The organism is Proteus sp. fly-1067, from assembly GCF_040139345.1.
Lineage (GTDB): Bacteria > Pseudomonadota > Gammaproteobacteria > Enterobacterales > Enterobacteriaceae > Proteus > Proteus vulgaris_B.
This window is the reverse complement of record NZ_JBEEUL010000005.1, coordinates 205,375-230,581: the sequence shown is the minus strand read 5'-3', so window position 1 is coordinate 230,581 and position 25,207 is coordinate 205,375. Positions and strand designations below refer to the sequence as shown.

At 36.9% G+C, this 25,207-nt stretch carries 24 protein-coding genes and 1 pseudogene; 10 read left to right on the top strand and 15 right to left on the bottom strand.

What is annotated here, in order from left to right; translation table 11 throughout:
- Positions 1-89: 89 nt before the first annotated feature.
- On the bottom strand, positions 90-665 hold the full coding sequence (locus ABN217_RS09795) for an aminodeoxychorismate synthase component II (protein ID WP_196554357.1): 576 nt from the start codon (positions 663-665) through the stop codon (positions 90-92).
- Positions 666-1,039: 374 nt separating this feature from the next.
- Positions 1,040-1,609 (bottom strand): peptidylprolyl isomerase A, encoded by a 570-nt coding sequence (gene ppiA / locus ABN217_RS09790; RefSeq protein WP_072068777.1) that lies wholly within the window; start codon positions 1,607-1,609, stop codon positions 1,040-1,042.
- Between the two features lie 270 nt (positions 1,610-1,879).
- Between ppiA and yihA the strand changes: the two genes are divergently transcribed.
- Positions 1,880-2,512 carry a ribosome biogenesis GTP-binding protein YihA/YsxC gene (gene yihA / locus ABN217_RS09785; protein ID WP_109408929.1) on the top strand — a complete coding sequence of 211 codons (633 nt, stop codon included), beginning with the start codon at positions 1,880-1,882 and terminating at the stop codon, positions 2,510-2,512.
- A 151-nt stretch (positions 2,513-2,663) separates the two neighbouring features.
- On the opposite strand, the gene spfP is transcribed toward yihA, so the two are convergent.
- The gene (gene spfP / locus ABN217_RS20660; RefSeq protein ID WP_438361642.1) at positions 2,664-2,711 is read right to left on the bottom strand and encodes a small protein SpfP; all 48 of its coding nucleotides are present in this window, start codon (positions 2,709-2,711) and stop codon (positions 2,664-2,666) included.
- 286 nt (positions 2,712-2,997) lie between these two features.
- Here spfP and def point away from each other — a divergent pair, with 286 nt between their 5' ends.
- Positions 2,998-3,516: a peptide deformylase gene (gene def, locus ABN217_RS09780; protein WP_072068779.1), complete on the top strand. Its 519-nt coding sequence runs from the start codon at positions 2,998-3,000 to the stop codon at positions 3,514-3,516.
- A gap of 169 nt (positions 3,517-3,685) precedes the next feature.
- Complete coding sequence (locus ABN217_RS09775) at positions 3,686-4,144, top strand: hypothetical protein (RefSeq protein ID WP_349439481.1); 459 nt, start codon at positions 3,686-3,688, stop codon at positions 4,142-4,144.
- A gap of 52 nt (positions 4,145-4,196) precedes the next feature.
- On the opposite strand, the gene polA is transcribed toward ABN217_RS09775, so the two are convergent.
- From polA to ABN217_RS09755, 4 genes are all read right to left on the bottom strand, one after another.
- Positions 4,197-6,995, bottom strand: coding sequence for a DNA polymerase I (gene polA / locus ABN217_RS09770; protein ID WP_349439482.1), 2,799 nt, complete (start codon positions 6,993-6,995; stop codon positions 4,197-4,199).
- Between the two features lie 639 nt (positions 6,996-7,634).
- A complete protein-coding gene (dsbA, locus tag ABN217_RS09765) occupies positions 7,635-8,258 on the bottom strand; it encodes a thiol:disulfide interchange protein DsbA (protein ID WP_072068781.1) in 624 nt (207 codons plus the stop codon).
- Between the two features lie 20 nt (positions 8,259-8,278).
- A complete protein-coding gene (locus ABN217_RS09760; RefSeq protein ID WP_196554360.1) occupies positions 8,279-9,274 on the bottom strand; it encodes a serine/threonine protein kinase in 996 nt (331 codons plus the stop codon).
- A 14-nt stretch (positions 9,275-9,288) separates the two neighbouring features.
- Positions 9,289-9,558, bottom strand: coding sequence for a YihD family protein (locus tag ABN217_RS09755; protein WP_196554361.1), 270 nt, complete (start codon positions 9,556-9,558; stop codon positions 9,289-9,291).
- Between the two features lie 220 nt (positions 9,559-9,778).
- On the opposite strand from ABN217_RS09755, the gene mobA reads away from it, so the two are divergent.
- A complete protein-coding gene (gene mobA, locus ABN217_RS09750) occupies positions 9,779-10,363 on the top strand; it encodes a molybdenum cofactor guanylyltransferase MobA (RefSeq protein ID WP_196554362.1) in 585 nt (194 codons plus the stop codon).
- A gap of 11 nt (positions 10,364-10,374) precedes the next feature.
- Positions 10,375-10,905, top strand: coding sequence for a molybdopterin-guanine dinucleotide biosynthesis protein MobB (gene mobB / locus ABN217_RS09745; RefSeq protein WP_196554363.1), 531 nt, complete (start codon positions 10,375-10,377; stop codon positions 10,903-10,905).
- Between the two features lie 43 nt (positions 10,906-10,948).
- Here mobB and ABN217_RS09740 read toward each other — a convergent pair whose 3' ends face one another.
- A complete protein-coding gene (locus tag ABN217_RS09740; RefSeq protein WP_196554364.1) occupies positions 10,949-12,610 on the bottom strand; it encodes an alpha-glucosidase in 1,662 nt (553 codons plus the stop codon).
- Between the two features lie 216 nt (positions 12,611-12,826).
- Here ABN217_RS09740 and ABN217_RS09735 point away from each other — a divergent pair, with 216 nt between their 5' ends.
- Positions 12,827-13,807 (top strand): LacI family DNA-binding transcriptional regulator, encoded by a 981-nt coding sequence (locus ABN217_RS09735; protein ID WP_196554365.1) that lies wholly within the window; start codon positions 12,827-12,829, stop codon positions 13,805-13,807.
- 62 nt (positions 13,808-13,869) lie between these two features.
- Here the strand turns inward: ABN217_RS09735 and ABN217_RS20655 are convergent.
- The 5 genes and pseudogenes from ABN217_RS20655 to ABN217_RS09710 all read right to left on the bottom strand — a co-directional run.
- Positions 13,870-14,010, bottom strand: a pseudogene (locus ABN217_RS20655) (Fic family protein); the annotation flags it as partial.
- 353 nt (positions 14,011-14,363) lie between these two features.
- Positions 14,364-14,861 carry a RidA family protein gene (locus tag ABN217_RS09725; protein ID WP_072068788.1) on the bottom strand — a complete coding sequence of 166 codons (498 nt, stop codon included), beginning with the start codon at positions 14,859-14,861 and terminating at the stop codon, positions 14,364-14,366.
- Positions 14,862-14,905: 44 nt separating this feature from the next.
- Positions 14,906-16,327 carry an NAD(P)/FAD-dependent oxidoreductase gene (locus ABN217_RS09720; RefSeq protein ID WP_196554366.1) on the bottom strand — a complete coding sequence of 474 codons (1,422 nt, stop codon included), beginning with the start codon at positions 16,325-16,327 and terminating at the stop codon, positions 14,906-14,908.
- A gap of 637 nt (positions 16,328-16,964) precedes the next feature.
- Entirely contained in the window at positions 16,965-18,320 is a 1,356-nt protein-coding gene (gene gorA, locus ABN217_RS09715; RefSeq protein ID WP_196554367.1) for a glutathione-disulfide reductase, read from the bottom strand.
- Positions 18,321-18,464: 144 nt separating this feature from the next.
- On the bottom strand, positions 18,465-19,307 hold the full coding sequence (locus ABN217_RS09710; RefSeq protein WP_340894208.1) for a 23S rRNA (adenine(2030)-N(6))-methyltransferase RlmJ: 843 nt from the start codon (positions 19,305-19,307) through the stop codon (positions 18,465-18,467).
- Positions 19,308-19,487: 180 nt separating this feature from the next.
- Between ABN217_RS09710 and ABN217_RS09705 the strand changes: the two genes are divergently transcribed.
- From ABN217_RS09705 to ABN217_RS09690, 4 genes are all read left to right on the top strand, one after another.
- On the top strand, positions 19,488-19,877 hold the full coding sequence (locus ABN217_RS09705) for a DUF1090 domain-containing protein (RefSeq protein WP_164526823.1): 390 nt from the start codon (positions 19,488-19,490) through the stop codon (positions 19,875-19,877).
- A 327-nt stretch (positions 19,878-20,204) separates the two neighbouring features.
- Entirely contained in the window at positions 20,205-21,224 is a 1,020-nt protein-coding gene (gene yhjD, locus ABN217_RS09700; RefSeq protein WP_196554368.1) for an inner membrane protein YhjD, read from the top strand.
- A 70-nt stretch (positions 21,225-21,294) separates the two neighbouring features.
- Positions 21,295-21,504, top strand: coding sequence for a 2-hydroxymuconate tautomerase family protein (locus ABN217_RS09695; RefSeq protein WP_196554369.1), 210 nt, complete (start codon positions 21,295-21,297; stop codon positions 21,502-21,504).
- A 79-nt stretch (positions 21,505-21,583) separates the two neighbouring features.
- Positions 21,584-22,594 carry a serine hydrolase domain-containing protein gene (locus ABN217_RS09690; RefSeq protein ID WP_197269796.1) on the top strand — a complete coding sequence of 337 codons (1,011 nt, stop codon included), beginning with the start codon at positions 21,584-21,586 and terminating at the stop codon, positions 22,592-22,594.
- A gap of 104 nt (positions 22,595-22,698) precedes the next feature.
- Here ABN217_RS09690 and ABN217_RS09685 read toward each other — a convergent pair whose 3' ends face one another.
- Both ABN217_RS09685 and ABN217_RS09680 read right to left on the bottom strand, forming a co-directional pair.
- Entirely contained in the window at positions 22,699-24,213 is a 1,515-nt protein-coding gene (locus ABN217_RS09685) for an insulinase family protein (RefSeq protein WP_231619348.1), read from the bottom strand.
- 174 nt (positions 24,214-24,387) lie between these two features.
- Positions 24,388-25,098: a HAMP domain-containing protein gene (locus ABN217_RS09680; protein ID WP_109409039.1), complete on the bottom strand. Its 711-nt coding sequence runs from the start codon at positions 25,096-25,098 to the stop codon at positions 24,388-24,390.
- Between the last annotated feature and the right edge of the window lie 109 nt (positions 25,099-25,207).

The window sequence follows — 25,207 nt, the reverse complement described above, 5'->3', positions numbered from 1 at the left end:
ATATGAAAATATAATCACTAAATATGAATAAAAAATCAAATGTGGTTTTGTATAAAAAGGTGTTATTTCGCTATTTAAATACTATCCTATTAATATTTAAGAAAATTATTTAATAACTCATGCCCTTGTTCACTTAAAATACTTTCTGGGTGAAATTGAACCCCTTCAATTGGAAGTGTACGATGGCGAATTCCCATAATTTCATCAACATTTCCATCATGTTGGCTCCATGCCGTTACTTCAAAAGGCACTGGTAACGTCGTAGCATCTATCACTAAAGAGTGATAGCGCGTTACACTTAAAGGGCGATTAAGTCCTTTAAAAACACCTTGTTGGTTATGATGTATCAATGAATTTTTACCATGCATAACTTCTCGTGCTCTGATAACAGATGCACCAAAAGCTTGCCCTATTGCTTGATGTCCAAGACAAACGCCAAGAATGGGGATTTCACCAGCAAACCGCTGTATAGCCTCAAGAGAGATCCCTGCTTCATCAGGAGTACAAGGTCCTGGCGAGATAACAAGATGTGCTGGCATCATCTTTTCTATCTCTTTAAGGTCAATCTCATCGTTACGCTTAACAACAACCTCAGCACCCAATTCACAGAAATACTGATAGAGGTTGTAGGTAAACGAGTCGTAATTATCAATAAGTAACAGCATATTAGCCTATCCGACTGATTTTCTTATCATTATCTATTTTATTACTATTTTAAAGCGAGTGTATAATTGCCAAAATAGCTCGTTGTTTAACCGACTTGGGTACAACAAAGCCGATTATCATAGCACAGGTATAAAATATGAATAGTAAGCAAGAAAATCTGCTGATTTATTGCGCAATAACAATAATGACGGTAATTGATGATGAATACAGTGATTAATAGTGTAATGAATACTTATTGCAGGAGATCACACGAAAAAACAGACGATAAAAAATATTTTTTTCGTACTAAAAATCCCGGAATGAATACTTCCATTCCGGTTTATATGCATTTTATCTTATTAGAATACGTAAATATCCTATCCTAATAATGCGTTTATTCTTTTACGACTTCAGCAGATAAAATAGTAACCGTTTTTACTGGCACATTTTGGTAAGGACCGATATTGCGGGTTTGTGCTTGTGAAATTTTATCAACCACATCCATACCCTTTACAACTTTACCAAATACGGCATAACCAAAATCACGTTGCCCGTGATCTAAAAAGGCATTATCAGCCACATTAATAAAGAATTGGCTGGTTGCACTATCTTTATCCGACGTACGTGCCATAGCAATAGAGCCTTTTACATTACGTAACCCATTATCTGCTTCATTTTTAATAGGTGCTCTGGTTTGCTTTTGTTGCAAATCAGCGGTGAAACCACCGCCTTGAACCATAAAACCGGGGATAACACGATGAAAAGTTGTGCCGTTATAGTATCCATCTTCGACATACTGAATAAAATTTTTCGTTGTTATTGGGGCTTTTTTATTATCCAGTGATATTTCAATATTGCCTTCAGAGGTGACTAATTTAACGAAGGTTTCTCCCGTTGCCATTGCAAAAGTCGCTGTTGTTAAAGTGCAAGCGGTAACGAAGGTGACAAGAAAACGTTTTAACATGCAGGGATCCTTTACTTTAATAGTCTACAACTTACTTAATATGCAGGGATTCTAATTCGCTGAGGTAAATAGTGCCAATCATTTACCTTTATTTACGCTTAATAAGTCTAATTACGTCATAACAGAGTAAATTTTAATTTTTAAGCTCTGTTATAAGTCATTAAATTGCGCCAAAATAGAGCAAATAGATATTTTAGATATTCTTTCTCACGCAGAATTGAAATGAGTATGCATGAGAAGCCGCATTATTTCAGAGAGGTTTATACCATAATGGCCCAATTTAATTACCAAAAAGCACATTTCATCATCAGTGCGCCTGATATCCGCCATTTACCACCAGATACAGGGATTGAAATTGCCTTTGCGGGTCGCTCTAATGCCGGTAAATCCAGTGCTTTAAATGCATTAACCCAACAAAATGGGTTAGCAAGAACCAGTAAAACCCCAGGTCGTACTCAATTAATCAATCTGTTCCAAATTGAAGAGGGTTTACGCTTAGTCGATTTACCTGGCTACGGTTATGCTCAAGTTCCTGAAGAAATGAAGCGCAAATGGCAACGTTCTTTAGGCGAGTACTTACAAAAAAGAGAGTGCTTAAAAGGTGTGGTTATTTTAATGGATATTCGTCATCCACTAAAAGACCTCGATATGCAAATGATTGACTGGGCTGTTGAGTCTGAACTTCCTACACTCGTCTTACTGACTAAAGCCGATAAACTGGCATCTGGTGCCCGTAAACAACAATTGATGAGTGTACGTGATGCACTAGCAAGTAAAGTCGGTGATATTCGTATCGAATATTTTTCATCATTGAAAAAAATTGGTATTGATAAGCTACGTAACACACTTAATGAATGGTACTCAGGCAAAGAAGAAGCGCCTGTAAATGACAATAACGTTTAATCTCTTCTTTTTCCTATCCAGAAACTGACTATTCTTTTATTGATTAGGGGAAAATTACCTTTCCCCTTTCACTTCTAGCATAAACCACTTCAGCAAATTTTAGGCAAAAAAATGCCCCAGTCGAAATAAAGTCGACTGGGGCAGCTAATATTCAGCTAAATCCGATTACGTGAAGTAAAAGGTCTGAAAGATAGAACATCTTACCTCTGTACCCTACGAGAGATAATGTACTCTATTTTATTGGTTAATAAAAGCCCTTTTGTAATTTTTTTTCACATGCAGACACGATTCAGCTACGTCTTTATGTATTCAAACCATAAATAAATGTAGTTTAATTACATAATTATGAGACTTTAATCACCTAGATGAATATGATTAAAATTAGAACAAATCACACAAAAGGTGCGGTTTCTCCTTAATGATTTTGTGATACGCTTACCGCGAGACCGTAGTAAATATGTAATTAGCGATAAAATGAGGTATCCATGGCTGTATTAACGCTGCTGCGTTTTCCCGATGAGCGTCTGCGCAGAGTTGCAGTACCAGTGGAAAAAGTAGATAACGAAATACGCACATTAATCGATGACATGATTGAAACCATGTACGCAGAACGAGGTATTGGCTTAGCGGCACCTCAGGTTAATGTATCTAAACGCATTGTTGTTATTGATGTTTCTGAAAACCGAGATCAACCGATTGCCCTAATCAATCCTGAAATTATCAGCACTGAAGATGAAGTGATGGATATGATGGATGGGTGTCTATCTATTCCTGATTCTTTTGCCCCAACAGAGCGTTACCGCTTCTTAAAGGTGAAAGCATTAGATAGAAATGGTGATGAAATTGAACTTGAAGCCTCCGATTTGTTTGCAGGCTGTATTCAACATGAGTTAGACCATCTTGATGGCAAACTCTTTATTGACCATTTGTCTCCGTTAAAACGCCAACGTATTGAGAAAAAACAGAAGAAATTAAGCAAGCTGATCGATTCACAAGTTGCTTAATTATTCACTTATCTCTTTTTCACATTTTGATAAGTTTTGACATAAAAAAGCTCGGCAATTAACCGAGCTTTTCTTTTTCCTACCTTAATACAGATAAATTCTCGCTGTTTTTCTTGCCATCACTTATACAATAAATATAAATCTTATTAGCACATCAATTGAGGTAAAAATGGAAAATAGTCAATTTATGGATTTATGTGAACAACTCAAAGCAGCTGGTGCAACAAACCCAAAATCATGGGCAAATAGTGAATTACAAGAAAATATTCCACAGTTTGCACGCTTCCTTGTGTTAAAAGGACTCACCGATATCTATCGTGATGTTGAGGAACATATCAGTGAAATGGATATTTACTCTGATGAGGCCACCGAGATATATCAAAAACTAGCGTCCCAATTTGATAAACAAGAACTTAAAGAATTACTCCATGCCTATGGTAAATCAATTATTGGTAAGGTGATTGGTATGCTTGATGAAGGCTATCTTTATAGTGTTAATGACAACGTAGGTTGGTCTTTGATGGAACTTGATGACACAGGCACAACAACAGGCAGGCTAATCCAAGGTTTGCACGAAGATTTTATTGAATTTGAAGGATCAGCGCTTACTCCTGACACTAAAGCTTAAACAAGAAAAGGCACAATTCTGTGCCCTTTCTATTAAAGAATAATATTAAAAATTAATGTGCTTCATCCCAGTTATTACCCACACCCACTTCGACTTTTAATGGAATAGCTAATTCCATACTACCTTCCATCAATTTGTGGATCATGGTGTTTGCTTTCTCTAAATAAGATCCTCGCACTTCAAACACTAATTCATCGTGTACTTGCATGATCATATGCACATCATCAGGGCATTCATTACAAATCCAATGATCTACGGCAATCATTGCTTTTTTGATGATATCAGCAGCAGTACCTTGCATTGGTGCATTAATAGCCTCACGTTCTGAAGCTTTACGACGAATTGCATTCTTTGAATTAATTTCAGGTAAATAGAGGCGACGACCATCCAATGTTTCAACATAGCCTTGCTCAGAAGCTTGTTTACGAGTGCGCTCCATATAATCCAATACGCCAGGATAGCGCTCAAAATAGAGATCCATATAGCGTTGAGCTTCTCTTCTCTCAACACCAATTTGTTGAGATAAGCCAAATGCGCTCATGCCATAAATAAGACCAAAGTTGATCGCTTTCGCACTACGACGTTGTTCAGAGGTCACTTCCTCTAAAGGTATGCCAAACACTTCAGATGCGGTTGCACGGTGAATATCTTTACCTTGAGCAAAAGCATCTAACAAACCTTTATCTTGCGATAAATGCGCCATTATCCGCAACTCAATCTGTGAATAGTCGGCTGCAACAATTTTAAATCCTTCACGTGCAATAAAGGCTTGGCGTATACGGCGCCCTTCTTCATTTCTCACTGGAATATTTTGAAGATTAGGATCTCGTGATGACAAACGACCGGTTGCCGTCACAGCTTGATGATAAGAAGTATGTACACGCTTTGTCTTACTATTCACCATTAATGGTAATTTATCAGTATAGGTAGATTTTAGTTTCGCAAGTCCGCGATGTTCTAAAATTAAACGTGGTAACTCATGGCTATGCGCTAACTCTTCTAATACTTCTTCATTCGTCGATGGTGCCCCTTTCGGGGTTTTCTTGATAACAGGTAATTGCAGTTTATCAAATAAGATTTCTTGTAACTGTTTAGGTGAAGAGAGATTAAATTCTTGGCCAGCTAGTGCAAACGTTTCTTTTTCAATTTCAGCTAAACGTTGTGTGATTTCTTGAGATTGAACGGCTAAAACTTGAGCATCAATTAATACTCCTTTGCGTTCCATTCTAGAAAGCACAGGTACTAATGGCATCTCAATATCGCGGTAAACATGTTTAAGCGGTTCAATAGCTTCTATTTGAGGATACAGCGCTTGATGGAGTAATAAAGTGATATCGGCATCTTCAGCTGCATATAGCGTTGCTTGTTCAACCTCAATTTGATTGAAAGTTAGTTGCCCTTTACCTTTACCCGCAATTTCTTCAAACGTGGTAGTTTTATGGTTTAAATGTTTTTCAGCTAGCGTATCCATATCATGACGATTACTAACACTATTTAGCACATAAGATTCCAACATCGTATCAAAATGGATACCGTTTAACTCGATGCCTTCATTTTCCATAATACCACGGTCAAATTTCAAGTTTTGCCCAATCTTTAAGATATTTTTATCTTCTAAAATAGGCTTTAATGCTGTAAGAACATCATCCACAGGAAGTTGGTCTGGTGCATCTAAATACTCATGACGTAACGGGATATAAGCCGCTTTACCTGGCTCTATCGCAAACGACATTCCAATTAAACGCGCATCAATATTATTTAAGCTGTCAGTTTCTGTATCAAATGCAAATGCGGGGGCTTTTTTAAGAAGCTCAACCCAGTGCGCTAAGCTTTCGTGCGTTAATATCGCCTCATAATTCTCTTGTGTGATCACAGGAAAATTAGCCGATATAGATGCTTCTTTGGGTTTTGCGACGTCAGAGCTATAAGGCACCGCAACTTTATGAGTGCTACGTTGTGCTAACCAGCCACCATTTTGCAGATCACTTATCCAGCGTTTAAATTCATAACGCGTGAACATCTCTAATAATTGATCTAAATTTGGCTCATTAACCACTAAATCATCAAACGTTTTATCGAGTTCAACATCCGTTTTAATCGTTGCCAGCTTATAAGAAAGTTTTGCCACTTTCTCATGCTCCGCCATTTTAGCGCCAAGTGTTTTAGCACCGCGGAAACTCAACGTTGCGATATTATCAAGCTGTTGATAAATATCGTCTAAACTACCAATACCTTGTAAAAGCCCTAATGCAGTTTTCTCACCGACACCAGGAACTCCTGGAATGTTATCTGATGAATCCCCCATTAATGCAAGGAAATCAATAATCAGTTCAGGAGGGACGCCATATTTTTCTTTAACTTCATCGGGACCTAAAATAACGTTGGTCATAGTGTTAATAAGCGTGATCTTTGGCGTCACTAACTGCGCCATATCTTTATCACCTGTGCTTATTAGGACATCACGTCCGTCAGCAGCAGCTTTTAGTGCCAGTGTTCCAATGACATCGTCTGCTTCCACACCTGAAATAGATAACAAAGGTAAGCCCATTGCTTGTACCATTTCATGTAAAGGCGCTATTTGTTCACGTAAATCATCCGGCATTGGAGGACGGTTAGATTTATATTCCTCATACAATTCATCACGGAATGTTTTACCTTTAGCGTCAAACACAACCGCAACATGGCTTGGTTTATACTGTATTATCAAACTACGTAACATGTTCAACACGCCATACATCGCACCAGTTGGTTCACCTTGACTATTAGTTAGCGGTGGAAAAGCATGATAGGCGCGATAAAGATATGAAGAGCCATCTACAAGGATAAAGGGGTTTTCTGCTATCTGGACCATAATCTGTTCATCATTGTTCTGAGGTTCGTTGATATGACTAGAATGCCACATCACAGCCCAATAGACGAATATTACCTGTTCTTAAATGTGGAAATTCGGCGTAAAAGGTCAATTATTTATTGTTAACAGAACTTAACCGAAAAGAATAAGTGCTAATGATAACTTAATATTAATTAAAACAAATTTTAATCAAAAGCCCTTTCTATTAATCTATTCTTAATTAAAAATAAAGGCTAAAAATCACATTGACAACTTTGTTTAAAAACGATTTAGGATAGTGTCATTGATTCATCATTAATATTAACGTTCATATTAGTGTCACTTTTTTCCCATTAAGATTTCAACTATCCAACAAACCTCACAATAACCTGTGGATAACTCTGTGAGTAGTTTTTTAATTCTCTCTATATTAATAAGTTACCTTTCTTTTTACTTTATTAACACAATTAAAAAATCAATCACTTAGCGAATTTATTAAGATATTATAATTTAATAAAAACATTTTTCATTAATGTGGATAGTTATATTATGACAAATTTATGAAAGCAAAAAAATAGCACTCTTATTTACTGAGTGCTATTTTCCATATAAAAACTATATATTTTTACTTAATCCATATAAGAAAGAATTAAGCCTATACTATTTTTTTAACAATAATTGATTCACAATATCAGAATATGTTTTCGCATATTCTTCTGGTGATTTAGCACTAATACCATCATTTTTCATCTTGTATTTACCACCAACGATCATAGCTGGCACGCCATTAATTTGGAAATCAGCGACAGCATTTTGTTGTTGGCTCACTAAGGAATTAACGACGAAGCTATTCATTGCCGCATCATAGTCTTCGCCTTTAACACCAGCATTAATAAAAGTATTGCGGATATCATCAACAGAACGAATAGATTGAGTTTCTTGGATACCTTTAAATAAAGCAGGAGAAACTTGATCTTCAACACCTAATGCCATTGCCACAGCCCAAGAACGGGTCAAGTCCTTACCTAAAGGCCCTAAAAAATCAACATGATAGCGAACCATATTGGTATTTTCTGGTACGTTCTTTTCAACAGTGCTATTGACTTTATAGACTTCAGAAAACTGGTAACAATGTGGGCAATAAAAAGAGAAAAACTCAACAACGTCCGGCGCTGCATTAACAGTTTTGGAAAGATTAGTATATTGTTTTCCTTCAGAAATATCTGCAGCAGATACACTGAATGCTAACACCATACTTGCTAACGCCAACCAAATCTTTTTCATGTTTCATCGTCTCCTAAGAATTAATACATTGGGCTAAGTTGTAAAGGAGGCTCATTTAATTGCTCCACTTGTCCCTTGAATAAGGCTAATTGTTTAAACCAAAAATCTTGTTCTTGAAACCAAATAAAAGCTCTTGGAAAGGCCGGATCATTCCAGCGCTTTAATACCCATGCGAGATAATGCACCATTCTCATCGCTCTTAGCGGTTCAATTAATGACAATTCTCGTAAATCAAAATCTTGGTATTCATAATAAGACTCAAGGATTGTATCTAATTGTATAATTTGCTCTTGCTTTGAACCATTTAATAACATCCAAAAGTCTTGTACTGCGGCTCCCATTCGAGAGTCATCAAAATCAACCATTACAACTTCATCACGCCACAATATATTACCGGGATGGCAATCCCCATGTAGTCGTAATATTTGCCATGTGGAGTCTTCTATTCGGGGACTCACTTCATGAATAAGTTTATCAATCACCTCAATAAACTGAGACCTGAGGTTATTAGGAATTAATGCACTATTTTCAAATTCTAATTTTGGTGCCATCAGATATTCTGCAATAGAAAGGGTTGGGCGATACTGATAACTCTTTTTTCTACCTATTTGATGAATGCGCCCTAATGTGCGTCCTACTTCTTCTAGTTGAAATAAGTTATCCGTTTCATATGCCCTTCCACCAATACTAGGAAATAATGCAAAATAAAACCCGTCATCAGAAAGATGGACTGTCTCATTATGAATGATTAAAGGGGCTGCAACTGATACTTGAGCTTCCTTTAGTGCTAAAACAAATTCATGTTCTTCTTTTATTTGCTCATATGACCAACGCTGAGGGCGATAAAATTTCACCACATAACGCTGTCTATGTTCATCCATAAATTGAAAAACACGATTTTCATAACTATTTAATTCAGTTAACCCTGATTCAGGATAAAAACCGATTTTAACTAATGCATCCCAAATGTTATCAGGTGAAAGTCCCTGAAAATTAAATGAGGCAGATATTTCCATTTTCTATCCTGAACTTAATCTTTAATTACACCGCGGGCGCGTAAAATAGCGGTTTTAAAATCTTCTTCGTAATCTTTTTTTAGTCCTGGTATAACATCTGTTGGTGCTGAATCTCGCATTTTCAGATGGTAAATCAAAATATCATCAGTCAGATCAGATAATTGACCTTTAAAACCCGCTTCATTAGCCAGTTTCTGCAATAATTGAATTAAGTTTAAATCAGAATTCTCTTCCCAAACTGGATGCAGTAATTCCATAACTTCATTAAGACGGTGACATTTCATACAAAAAATCCTTATTATTAATGACAACAACAAAGTACCAATTATTATCTGATAGAAAAAGGAAACCTCTGTCAATATGCGTAAAGATTACGCTTTTTTGATAAAAATTGCTGTTGCTTTATATGAAATCTCACTAAGTCGAGACTTTTTATTAGTATATCGTCTTTGCTTGATAAAAATCGTTCGTAAATTTTAGCCAATTTATTCACAAATATTGAATATGAAAAAGAAGAATATTACAGGTGGCATACTCGCTGGAGGCCAAGCAACTCGAATGGGCGGCGCGGATAAAGGGCTACAAATTCTGCATGGACAACCTTTATACCTCCACATTGCCCAAAAACTAGCTCCCCAAGTTGATGGCATATTGATTAGTGCTAATCGAAATCTAGAGCAATATCGCCAAAGCCAATATCCTGTTATTACTGATGAAATAGAAGGATTTTCCGGCCCCTTGGCCGGTATGCTGACACTATTAAAGCAAGCATCCACACCTTGGGTTGCCTTTGTGCCTTGTGATGTGCCTTATTTTCCACTCAATTTAGTTGAGACACTCTATGAACAAAAAGGAGAATCTTTGGCTGTTTATGTTGATGATGGTGAAAGAGAGCACCCTACACTAGCACTATTGAATCGTAGCATTATTCCTATGCTAGAAGCCTATTTAGCACAAGGTGATCGAAAATTAATGCTGTTTATGAAACAGATAAATGCACACCCCGTTTTATTTGCTGATCAAGCCAGTGCTTTTATTAACTTAAACACCCCTGACGATATTGCAAAAGCCAACCAATTAAAAAAATAGGAGTGAAAAATATGGCACAGCTCGACTTACCTCTTTTAGGGATCACCGCATGGAGTGGAACCGGTAAAACCACACTACTCAAGCAACTTATCCCACAATTACGCAAAAAAGAAATTCGTGTAGGAATGATAAAACACACTCATCACGATATGGATGTGGATAAACCTGGAAAAGACAGCTATGAACTCAGAAAAGCAGGTGCCGACCAGACATTAGTTGCAAGCCAACAACGCTGGGCATTAATGACTGAAACACCCGAATTACCTGAATTGGATCTTTATTATCTTGCCTCTCGCTTTGATGCCAGCAAATTAGATTTGATTTTAGTGGAGGGCTTTAAAGGTGAAACTATTCCTAAAATTGCCCTTTATCGCCATATTAACGAGCGTAATTTTAATGAGTTACTGGATGAACATGTAATTGCTGTCGCCAGTGATTGCAATTTGAATATTGATTTTCCACTATTAGATATCAATAACCCAGAAGCTATCGCACAATTTATTGCAGATTGGCTGAAACGCATTAATCATAAAGCGCCATAAAAGGCGCTCTATTTTTCAGTGAGTATCTATAACAACTCATTGGCTACTCATTAAAAATAATAGCCTGATAAGGTTGAAGAATAAGATGCCCTTGCACATCTTCAACTATTGAACTGTTATGCAGATAAATCTGTTTCGCTTTAAGCGTCAGTGATTTTTCATCTCCACTAAAATTACAGTAAATATTGACTGATTTATTTTGATAAGTACGCTTAAAGGCAATTACATTTTCAGGCGAGAATAAAGGTGAAAACTCACCATAAATTAAAATATCGCTGATTTCTGAATGGCGTCTTAATGCAATTAATTGTTGGTAATAGGCAAAAAGAGAGTGCTTATCTTCAGTCTCTTGCTCTGCATTAATCTGCGTATAATTAGGATTAACTTTTAACCATGGTTTGCCTGTACTAAAACCCCCATTAATATCACTATTCCACTGAAAAGGCGTTCTTGAATTATCACGACTGCGTTCATTAAAATATTCAATAATTTGCTTATCGCTATAACCTAATTTCTTGCCCCACTCGTGTAATTTAAACACATGTAAATCATCATGCTCTTCCAATGTCATCGGGCAATTTGTCATACCGATTTCTTGCCCTTGATAAATAAAAGGCGTGCCCCGTTGCGTTAATAAAAACGTTGCTAACATTTTGGCACTAATGGGGGTAATCGCACCTTTAGGGAGAAATTTATTTAATGAACGAGGCTGATCGTGATTTTCTAAATAAGGTGCTCCCCATCCTACTCTTTGAGTATCTAATTGGCTTTTGATAAATACAGGTTTTAATCTTTCACCTGTAATGGGATTAATTGTAAATGGCTTTTCATTGCGGATATCTAAATCGGCAATGCTAAAATCAAATACCATGGAGAAATAACCATTTTCGCCGACATAGGCTCGTAAATCTTTTTCTGGCACATCAATTTCTGCAACCGTCATACTGTTCGCAGGCTTAAAAGTATTCTCAACTAATTCAGTTAAAAACTTATCAATTCCTGGTTGATTCAGAACCCAAGGCACTAAAGAAGCGGAACCATCATCTTTATCAGGTTCAAATTGATATTCAGATAATGCTTCAGGGGATTTTTTTAAATTACCAATCGCATCAATACGAAATCCAGCAACACCTTTTTTGATCCAGACATTTATCATATCGATAATATCTTTACGTAATTGTGGATTTTCCCAATTTAAGTCCGGCTGCTCTGGGCCAAATGAATTAAAATACCATCGGTCAGTATTTCCTACGCGGCTCCAAACAGAGCAATCGAAATAAGTACGTAAATTATTAGGCGGAGTCGGTTTATCCCATTGTTTAAAAATATAATAATCCGCATAAGGGCTATTAGGATCTTCGATTGCTGCTTTAAACCAAGGGTGTTCATCTGAAGAGTGATTTAATACTAAATCTAATAGAATTTTAATATCACGTTTTTTAGCTTCATTGATCAGTTTATCCAATACCTTATTATCACCAAAAATAGGATCAACAACAGAATAATCAGCAATATCATAACCGTTGTCTTTCATAGGTGATTTAAAAATAGGACATAACCAAATAACATTAGTGCCTAGTGATTGAATATAATCTAATTTTTCTGTGATCCCTGCTAAATCCCCAATACCATCACCATTACTATCGTAATAACTTTTAGGATAAATTTGATAGACCACTGCTTCTTTCCACCAATTATTAGACATATTCACCTCACCAAGGTAATCACTATATATGGAACTGTTCCATATTTAATATAAGATACTATAGGCACTAAAATAGCGGATAAGGTAATTAACATACTAAAATGTGAAATAGCTCATACTAAAAAAACACAATTACCTCATTAAAGAGGATTTTGTCTTAATCAGATTAAGATATATTAGACAATCAACTAATTGAAAGGAGCAACAGCATATTCAATGGCCGGGATCCGTGATGTCGCAAAAAAAGCTAATGTCGCCGCAAGCACTGTTTCAAGAGCGCTAAATAACAGTGGCTATGTTTCTCAAACGGCACGAGAAAAAATAAAAAAAGCGGTAGAGGAATTAGATTATATTCCCGATACCTGGCTAAGAAATTTATATCAACAAAAGAGTGCTGTTGTTGGCGTCATTATTAATAGCCTTGAGTATCCTTATTTTGCAACAGTAACTCGTTTTATTGAAAATAAACTCGCCGAGAAGGGCTATAGCATGATGTTATGCGCAACACAAAATAGCAAAGTACGCGAACGTATATTTTTTGATATGCTCAAACGAGGCCAGATTGACGGTATTATTGCAGAGTATCTACTATTGGATGACAGAGAATATCAGCACATTCAAAAACCAGTAGTAACACTTGACCGTCATCTTCTTGATATTCCATTGGTTTGTTCTGATCACCATACTGGTGGTCGATTAGCCGCAGAACATCTTATTCAAAAAAGTTGCAAAAAAATCCTCTACATCGAAGATAATTCCAGCTATTTATCTTCCACACCCTCTTATCAAAGTTGTGTAGCGTTTAAAGACACATTACTTCAAGCTGGTATTACGCCTATTCCTGCAAAAGTAAATTGGAAAGAAGAAGAGAAAGATTACTTCCATACATTTGCGACAAAAATACTGACACAACATCCCAATATTGATGCTATCTTTGCTGCTGATATTCCCGCGATGGCATTATTTAATGAAGCAACCAGACGAAATATTGCCATCCCAGAGCAATTGAAAATCGTTGCTTACGACGGAAGCCCTTGGCTAAATCAAACGCTGCGCCAATTAACCTGTATTGAACAGCCCTTTGAACAACTGGCTGAAAAAAGTGTAGAAATAATTAGTGCATTAATTGAAAATAAAGAAATAACAGATAACGTCTCTGTTATTCCAGTGAAGTTTATTCAAGGTGAAAGTAGTTAGGACTTATATTATGAAGCCAATTATTCTCTTATTGCCTCTAAGTTAGAGAGGCAATAAAAATGTTATTGATTTAACTCTTGTAGTAATTTTGTATTGAGATACAGTTTTTCACGACCAACACTCATTTCTTCCAATACATCAATTTCAACTAATTGCTTGAGATATACTGATGCAGTTTGGCGTTTAGCTATCCCCTGTTGAACAGGAATTAACTCCCCCGCAGTTTTCAACTCAGCAATTGCCGAACGCGCATTGATGCACGCTTTTAATATTTCTCGCGTTTCAATGAGTTCCAGATCTGGAGGTAAGAGTGGGAGATCGTTATAGGGTATTTTAGGAGACCAGCTCATATGTTTATAAAAACCAATTTTATCGACATATCACCATAACATGTCGATACTGTAAACATGTCACATCATTATGTTTATAAAAATCAATTTTATCGATATATCACCATAACATATCGATACCATAAAAAAATGCCAAAGAAAGTTTCCCCTCTTTAGCATTTTATTTGATTATGTTTTACGTCGAAATAGAGTAAAAACTATCGTTCTTATTTTGCAGGACGAACAGCGATAACTTCAATTTCTACACGCCATGCAGGATTCGCCAGTTTATAAACTTGGAACGCTGAGCGTGCTGGCAGTTGATCAGTCTTTGAAGCATCATAGAACTTAGAGTAGCCGTTCATGAAACCTTTAAAGTCCATAGTGCCATTATTTTCTTCACCACCAACTAAGAATACTTGCATCTTAACAACGTCTTTCATATCAAGGCCAAGATTATTCAAGTTAGTTTTGATTTGCTCTAAAACATTAATGGTTTGTTCTTCTGTATTACCATAAGAAGCTAATTCACCTTCTGGTGCATTTGCTGATTTCTTAGTAGGGACTTTACCACTTAAGAAAACCAGATTGTTGCCTGCATTAATTTCAACTGCTTCTGAAATAGGCATGCCGTCTAATTTATGATGCACAACATTCTCCGCTGCATTTGCGCTTGCTACACCAAAAATAAAAGGTAGGGCAACAAGTAAACTTTTATAGCGCATGAAAACTCCTTAATATGTTTAATTTACAGTAAAACAAGGGGTTATTACTTCTTAAAGCGATCCATACTAAATGGTGTTGGATCAATAACGGGTTTCTTACCTGTTACAATATCAGCAGTCACTTCACCTGCTGCTGGGCCTTCAGTCATACCCCATACAGTCGCAGTATTGATAACCAGACCTGGGTATTCTTTGACCTCAGAAATAATCGGTAACTCATCAAAGGTTGGGCTCACAACTGCTCCCCAACGTTCAACGACTTGTGATTTTTCAAATACTGGGAATTCCGTTTTCATTCTTTGGAAGACCGCATCTAAGTGCTCAGTATTTTGTGTTGCTGTTGCAATACGATATTGTTCGAACGGTGTTTTTTCATCTAATTTCCAAGAGGTTGCCATCTTGAATGAATTAAATAAGTCTTCACCGATAGAAAATTCTAATGGTAGCTCACCGCCACCAAGCAGGTGCATAAATTTAGGCCCTAACAAGAAGCTATCTTTGACGATAGAGCTTGTGAAAATACGTGGAGCAACCGCATAAGTTCCATCAGCTTGTTCGCGGAAGTGAATACCATTTGGTAAATGCACATTACCACGAGGTGCGCCAGGTACACCAGATACACGTTGTTGTGATAAGTAAACATTCAGCGTTGGAATATCAATGCCCATGTTCCCCATAAATAAACGTGACCAAATACCACCAGCAAGAACAACATGAGATGTTCTAATTGCACCTTTTTCTGTTACAACATCAGAAATTTTACCACCAGCAGTTTCAATGCCTCTTACCGCACAATTGGTGTAGATTTTCACGCCAATTTGCTTAGCGTAACGCGCTAATGCTGGTGTTCCTGTTTCTGGATCAACAGAGCCTGAATCTTCTTCAAATGCGGCAACAGTCCATGGTGTTTGTGCACCAACAAGGCGGTTTGATAACTCTTCACCTTTAATAATGCGAGTATTTAATGGTGTATCAAATCCTGCAGATCCTTTTGCTGTTTTGATCCATTCTTGGGCTTTATCAAACGCTTTTTCATCAGCAAGTGCTTCTACGCGGCCTTGTGTACGATAACTGGTATCTGCACCAATTTTCTCATTCATGCCACGCCATAAGATTTTCCCGTAATGATGTAATGGGAAAATTTCTGGTGATGTTTGATAACTAATAATTTGGCTGTATGCTCGGCCTGATTGTTCACCGCCAATCTCGCCTTTTTCTAAAATAGTGACACTCATGCCACGTTCTGCAAGGTTGATAGCGGTCATGATGCCTTGAATACCACCACCAATAATAACAGCATCAGACTCTTTAGGTAGAGCTCCTTCGGTACCTTCAACAAACGATGCTCTTGATTTAGCTTCAACGAATTTGCCATCACGGCGAACCATTGGAACTAGCGCAGCACCACCGGCTAAAACACCCGCAGCACCAACACCTAAAAGCAGCTTTCTCCTTGAAATTTTCATCTTCTACCTCAGTAATGGATTTACCATTTATATTTATAATGTTATTCGTTTATTTCTTTAAAGTTGAATAATACCATAGTTCATTATAATGTTAATAATTATAATTATTTGTTAATCATTTACTAGAATAATAATATCCATAGATACAATATGGTTACTTTAATCGTTTTTTCTCATAGAAACTCATCATTTATTGAATTACCCACAAAAGAAAAACAACCTTATTTATTGATAAATAAGGAAATTCATATTGATAGAATAAATTATTAACAGAAAATATAATTGTTTAAATAATTAACATTTTGATACAAATGATGAAGATACTCTGTAAATTACTGTTTACAAAACAAGCTAAAGCACCGCACGATTACATAAATAAAAGAGTCAATAATGACTATGTAGTCACTTTTCTTACAAAATGGATAATTTCACTTAATGTCGGGTTTATTCATCAATATGTAGATGAATATGCTGTTGTGGAAATGTAGGTGGCTAAATACAAAATAAGATGGGATAAGAAAGAGATTGAATAAGCTTTGAAGGAAAAAAATATTTGATACAGAAAAACCACAATAAAAAAGCTAGAGCGTAAACTCTAGCCTTTTATCTCGCTAATTGAAATCAGCACTCTTGTTGCTTATCTCATGGTGACAAATTCTTCAGCCGCAGTTGGATGGATTGCCACAGTATCATCAAAGTCTTTTTTCGTTGCACCCATTTTTAATGCAACAGCAAAACCTTGTAGCATCTCATCCATACCAAAACCAATGCCGTGAATACCCACAATTTTTTCATCCGCACCAACACAAACGAGTTTCATACGACAAGGTTGGCGATGGCGAGTGACTGCACTATACATTGCAGTGAAAGAGGATTTATACACTTTCACTTGATCAGTACCGTATTGTTCAATAGCTTGAGGTTCTGTTAAACCAACAGTACCAATAGCTGGATGGCTAAAGACAACTGTAGGGATATTCGAATAATCTAAGTGCTCATTAGGTTTATTGTTAAATAAACGCTCTGATAGGCGACGGCCTGCAGCAACTGCAACTGGGGTTAATTCAACCGCACCAGTATTATCACCCACAGCATAAATTCCCTTTACATTGGTGTTTTGGAATTTATCGACTTTGATATAACCTTTTTCATTTAACTCAACGCCCGTTACTACCAGATTTAGGTTATCAGTTGCAGGCTCGCGACCAATTGCCCAAATTAAAGTATCGACGGTCTGTTCTGTGCCGTTTTCCAGTTGTAGCGTTAAACTGCCATCTGCATTTTTAATCACCGCTTTAGGAACAGCATGGGTATGTAATTTTGGTCCTTCTGCTTCCATCACTTCTAATAATGTTTCAACAATTAAAGGATCAAAGCTACGTAATGGTGCATGTTTACGTACAAAGAGATGTGTTTCACTTCCTAAAGCATTTAACACACCAGCAAGTTCTACTGCAATATAACCAGCACCAACGACAGCAACACGTTTTGGTAATGCTTTTAGCTCAAAGAAACCATCAGAATTAATGCCATATTCGGCGCCTGGAATATTAGGTTGAACAGGACGACCGCCTGTTGCAATCAGAATATTATCGGCAGTAATTTTCTCCCCGTTGACTTCAATCGTATTAGCATCAACAAAACGAGCAAACCCTTGGATAACATCAACTTTATTATTACCTAATACACGGTCATAAGACTGATGAATACGGTCAATATAAGCAGAGCGGCTACTGATTAGCGTATCCCAATCAAAACGGTTAACCGTCGTATCAAAACCATAATCAGGGCCATATTGATGAATAGCTTCGGCAATTTGCGCTGCATGCCACATCACTTTTTTAGGTACACAGCCCACATTAACACAAGTGCCACCTAATGCTTTCGCTTCAATTAATGCACATTTTTGGCCATACATTGCAGCTCTATTAATTGATGCGATACCGCCACTACCGCCACCAATGGCGATATAATCGTAATGTTTGCTCGTCATTTCTCTGATCCATTTATCTGTAGAAAAATAGGTAACTCACAGGCTAAGTCTTTCATGTCATAAAGTCTATTATGACAAAGTTTAATACATAGCACGTCAGATTTTAGCTTTTACAGTAATAGGCAAAAACAATAATAAGGATGCTTATTCTGGTACAACCCATTCAACTGATGTGTGACCAATACCTTCAGGAACTAATATTTTATGTAACCAAGGTAATATTGATTTCATTTGTGACTCTAGCTTCCAAGGTGGGTTAATCACAATCATACCTGATGCTGTCATACCTAATTGATCACTATCAGGTTTTACTGCTAACTCAATTTGTAAAATTTTACGAATACCCGTTGCTTCAAGCTCTTTTAGCATACGTTTAATTTGCTGGCGATGAACCACTGGATACCAAATCGCATATGTTCCCGTTGCAAAGCGTTTATGACCTTCCACAACACCTTTCACTACAGCAGAATAATCCTGTTTAAGCTCATAAGGAGGATCAATTAATGCGAATCCACGACGACTTGCGGGTGGTAATTTAGATTTCAATTGGCCAAAACCATCTTCTCGAGAAACTCTAACTCGCGGATCACGAGAAAATTCTGTGCGTAATAGAGGGTAATCTGTTGGGTGTAATTCTGTTAATACTAAGGAATCGTGTTCTCTTAATAGTTTTCCTGCTAATAAAGGAGAACCTGGGTAATAACGCAGTTCACCATTTGAGTTTAATTCTCCAACGGCTTCAAGGTAAGGTAAAATAAGCTCTGGCACCTCATCTTGTTGCCATAAGCGTGCAATCCCTTCTAGATATTCGCCAGTGCGAGTTGCATGAGCATTGGTTAATTGATAACGTCCAGCGCCAGCATGAGTATCAAGATAAAGAAACGGTTTTTCTTTCTCTTTTAAAGACTCAATGATGAGTGTTTGAACAATATGTTTTAAAACATCGGCGTGGTTGCCAGCATGAAAACTATGGCGATAGCTCAGCATTCTTTATCTTCCGTTAGAAATAAGTATAGCTTAGTAGTGAATTTACTCTGAAAGCTTGATTAAGTTCAGTGTATCAGAAAAAGCTGAACTTCTTCATTGAAAGCGAAAGAAACGTTGTGTCTTAGCATTCAGTCGTTATGATAATCCTATATTTCACTTAAGATTAGATAGGATGTTAAAATGAAAAAAATACTCTTTACCGCAATTGCATTAACACTGTCCGTTAGCAGTGCGTATGCCAACACCTCAATCAATGGTTGCGAAATTAAAAAACAAAATATCCAAAAACAAATAGAATATGCGAAAGCACACGGTAATCAATACCGCCTACAAGGCTTAGAACGAGCATTACAAAATGTTGAGCGCTATTGCACACCCGAAAAAGTAGTTGAAAACACACGCCTTGAATTACGAGAAAAACAACTTGATATCAAAGAGCGTGAACTTGAATTAAAAGAAGCTCAACTTAAAGGTGATACAGATAAAATCGCCAAACAAGAAAGAAAACTGGCTGAAGAAAAAGCAGAATTAAAAGCCATTGAAGATGAATTAAATCTACTGACAAAATAATTATCATCATAAATGAATGTCTACTCCTTATTTGCCTATGAAATAAAGAATAGAACAATATGCGAGTAGCCATTTTCTAATTAAACTCAACCAATTCAGAATTACTGTATTGGTTTTGTATTCTTAATTAAGTGCAAGGTGATCACGCCTTTTAATAGTGCATCATCTACACTTAAACCAGAACAAACAATTACATCATCTAAATCAGAGGCTAATTACAATAATCATAAGGTATGTAATAGAAATTAAGCTATGCTATTTTTGAGTAGAAACTATAGTAATACCACTAATTTATTAAAAATGGACTGATCTAATTAAAGAGGATATATGTCAGAAGAGCAGCAACAAAAAACAGCAGATGAAAAAACTCAACTGACTCAGCCACTAAAAAAAGGGCTGGAAAAAGGATTACATGGTGGAAAAAAAGCCATCGGTATTGGGATAAAAATAAGTAATTTCATTACCAATATTCCTTTTATTGCACACCTTATTCGTGCCGCAGAACGCTTCACTGATAGAATGGGAAATCAGTTTGGGGCCGCTATCACTTATTTCTCATTTTTATCATTAATCCCTGTATTAATGCTTTCCTTTGCCTGTGCCGGTTTTATTTTAGCCTCAAATCCCGATTTACTCGCTAAATTAATTACTGGTGTAGCAAATAGTATCGACGATCCAACGTTAGCTGCAACCGTTCAACAAAGTATTGATACCGCTGTTCGTCAACGTACAACTGTCGGTTTAACGGGTTTAGCTATTGCTCTTTATTCTGGTGTTAATTGGGTTGGTAACTTACGTCAGGCCATTTTGGCGCAATCACGACTCGTTTGGGAAAGAAATAAAGAAGAGCAAGAAAAAATCTATTTCCGTTATTTTCGTGATTTCTTAGCGCTGATTGGCTTACTCTTTGCATTAATTGTCACTATAACACTCACTTCTGTTGCGGGATCAGCCCAAAGAATGATTGTTCATACTTTAGGATTAGATGGCATTGAATGGTTAACGCCAGCATGGACAACCATCGGCCTAACAATCTCCATTACTGCAAACTATTTACTATTCTTGTGGATATTATGGATTTTGCCTCGCCATCAACCTAAACGTGTTTCTCTTATGAAAGGCACGCTTATCGCCGCTATTGGCTTTGAAATTTTAAAATCCGTAATGACATGGATGCTACCAAGAATAGCGAGCTCACCTTCAGGTGCCGCATTTGGTTCGGTAATAGGCTTAATGGCTTTCTTCTATTTTTTTGCTCGATTAACGCTCTTTTGTGCCGCATGGATCGCCACTGATGGCCCGAATATGCGTAAAGAACAGCTGACTAAAACGCAATCAATATCTTAATTTTATGATAAAACTACAATGGTTAATTCCCTGCATTAGCCGCCTATCAATAACGTAATAAGGAAAAAAAATGCCATACGTTAATATTAAAATCACACGCGAAGGTGCAACCGCTGAACAAAAAGAACAACTTATTGCGGGTGCGACACAACTCTTGGTTGATATCTTAGGCAAAAACCCAGCAACCACCGTTGTTGTGATCGATGAAGTAGAAACAGATAACTGGGGAATAGGCGGTAAAACCGTAACAGAATTACGAGCTGCGACAAAAAATAAATAATGAATAATTGCAAAATAAATAAGGGTGCCAAGTACACCCTTTTTGCTGATTTATTTTCCTGATAGATAAGGAAGTAACTATGGTTCAATCAATGACTGATGCTTTTCATGCCTTACCCTCAGCGAGTGCTATTTATATTACAGGTGCCGGCATTCAATACCCTTTTGGTATGGCACATGGATTTGCCGATGAAAGTACCCAGAAAAAATTAACTGTAGATACTCCTTTTCGGATCGCAAGCAATACAAAAACCTTTCTCGCAGCCGCTTTTTTACGTTTATGGGAACAAGATGCCTTGTCTCTTGATGATAAGATAACAAAATATCTAAGTCCCCATTATCAACAAACATTATCAGAACTTGGGTATGATCTTAACACTATCACATTGCGCCATTTATTAAGCCATAGTAGTGGATTATTTGATCACGCTAATGAAGCTTACCTTGAAAAGGTTATAAATAATCCCACCCATCAGTGGACTCGAGAAGAACAGATAGCGCATTATACTCACCAAGGGTTTCCCATCATCCCTGCTGGAAAACGCTTTATTTATTCAGATACCGGATACATCTTATTAGGAGATATTCTTTCTCAATTTATGAGAAAAAATATGGCTACAGCAGTTCGTGAGTTATTACATTTTCAAGACTTAGATTTACCGCAAACATGGTGGGAAGGTCTGGAGCCACAACCCATATCCAAGAAAATTCGCGCTAGACAATTTGCCGATGAACATGAAGGTACTCACATTGATGCCTCAATGGATACTTTTGGTGGTGGAGGTCTTGTGATGACAACGCTTGAATTAGCTAAATTCACAGCAGATCTCTTTGAAGATAGAGTGTATACACATCCATCCACCTTAAAAGAAATGAAATGGCAAGGCTCACATACTGGTGCTGCAAATTATCGTTTAGGATTGATGGCTGAAGAGACGAACTTAGGTACTCTTTATTATCATCTAGGGTATTGGGGTTCTGTTGCTTGTTATTTGCCAGAAAAACAGATTGCTATCGCAGGCTTTACAACTCAAAGAAATAACCGTGAAGCATTAACTGATATAATTAAAGAAGCGTTTAAACGCCTTTAATATTAAAAAAAGCAAAAAGCCAAAAATGTATTAATAACACTTTTGGCTTTTTTAATTGTATAAACCGTTAATTTTTTATATCAGCCCAGCGACTTATTTTATGGCTATTTCTTTGTCGGAGTTGTCACTGTAGGTGCTTCCACTGTTTTATTTGGCGCCGTATTAGCAGGCACTGAAACAGGCGTATTTACCACTTCTGGATGAACTTGCTTTTCAAATTGAATACGCAATTCACCTAAATTTACGGTAGGTGTTTCACCACTTTGCGTTAATACAAAAGTAATATCTTCAGACAATACTCTTGAAAGCTCCTGATTTAAGGTTTCTTTAGTTAAACCAGCTAAAAATGCTTGGCGTAAACGTTGATATTGCTCAGGAGGAATATCAATAATATTACTTTGTTGTGATAACAAACGCTGATTAATTAAAATAGCCGTACTTGTTTTTGCATAACGGGCAAAAAGCTGTGTTAACTGAAGTTGTTTCTCTTGTTGAAGCTCTTTATATAACTCATCGCTAATGCCTTGATTGCGCAAATGACCTAATTCTTCACCCACCCATGATGCTAACGCTGGAATATTAGCCGTCGCGGTATCAACATTCAAAGAACAACTGGCGCGCTGATATTGTACTCTGCAATCAATGTTAACTTGCGTGCTGTCATTTTCTTTACGTTGTTCGAGGCTACGGCCTAAATGAACAAAGATCACTTCGCGTGCCAAATCGCTTAGCCAATATTTATTTAACGTATCAGAGTCTTTTACTGGCGACCAATCTAGATCCCAAATTAAAGAAATTTGATCTTTAGCTCGCATGGGCTCTTGTACATATAATGTTTCAGGCTTCATATCTGCCAACATCGGTACTGGAACAGGGGTAACTCGTTTTCCAGATAGAGATGAAAAGGCCTGATTAATACTTTCGGTCAATACTCGATTATCAACATTGCCAGCAATATAAAGCGTCATCATATCAGGGGTATACCAGCGCTGTTGATAATCTGATAATTCTTTTGTATTAACTGACTGATTAACTGGCTTACCAGGGTTGTGACCTTTTAGGTTAGAGCCTTCAAGACGTGAGCGCCAAATGGGATCTTCAATATTAAGTGGGAATGTGGCAACAGGAAGTGGTGATTGAACAGCATTACGAACTGCATTTTCAGTATATTGCGCAGGTTTAGCAATTCCCGCAAGCAATGCAAAAGCATCTTTTAATAGTTCAGGTTGGTTATTTGGCAGACTTAGATTATAAACCGTAAAATCATATGAAACGATCATTGGCGGTAACGGATAATCTGGATCTAACGCATTTTTCCATAAGTTATCGCGCTTCTCTGGTGTCAGACCTGTATTTTCCAATACATTGAGTTTAGACACCAAGGATGAAAAACCCGTTTCACTGCTTTTCTCTGATAAAGAACCTGTATTCACTAATAAACGAATTTGTATTCTATCATTAGGGCGTTGCGGTGTTTGTAAGATTTGCCACTGAAAACCATTTGCTAGTCGCCCTTCTTGCCAAGCAGGATCAGGCTGTAAAGCTTCGGCCTGAACTTGACAAACAACAGCGCCAAACATAACGCTTCCCAATAAAATTCGTGTCATTACACCCTGCATGTGAACCTCTGTTTTATTAATCCTTGGTATTAAACCACTTATGAGGTTTAACAATAAGCGCCAAAAGACATGTTAGATGTTTGATGTCTATTTTTTGTATTATCATTCTTTGTCACCACAGAAACATGAAATAAAATCACTATAGTGATTAGACTCATTATGGTGTAAGAAGGTTCAGACCTTCGGCAATTTTTGATCAGATTTTTGATGATTATATCCTTTAACCAGCAAACCAATCTCATCATCACGATGTGATTCTGGACAAGATAAAGCAGAAACTTGGCTATCTTTATTAAGAGTAACGGCTATTTGGCGTAAAGGTTTCACCACAATACGATTGATACACCAGCTAATTGCAACCGTTAGAATAAGCCCCATTAACAGATATGTAGTTAACATTAGTGCGACAGTATTGCTGGCAAAGCGATAAAAACGGTTTGTGTCAGCCTGTAAAATAAGATAGCCAGTATAAGACTTATCATCTGTTGAAGTAATACCTAATGGCTGTAATGGAATAACAGCCTCAACAGGGATACCAAAAAGCCAGCTTGAGAAATCAGAAACGTCTTTTTTGGGTGCAAAATCTAAGTTCATCACTTGAATATTCTCAGGTTGCATTACTATCGCTTTACCAAGAATACCCGTTGCTTTTAACCCAATTATCTGTTTTTTGGCATCATTTAAATCTGATCGTAACAATGCATCAGCAAGCGGTTGTTGGATACTGACGCCCGCATTAAAAAGCTGATTTTGATAATCTTCACGGCGTTGATCTATCAAATAGACAAGTTGAATACTGATAAAAATAGCAATAGTCACCAACGTAACGCCCGCAACTGCGGCCATCTGTTTTATTGTTAATGAATGTTTAAGATGAGGTTTCATCATTGCTATTTCCAATATACTTACTTGAACAAAGTGATTATACTGTATTTTTTAGATTATGTATCACTCTCAATAAAGAAAATAGCGCGATAAAAACTGCCTATCCATT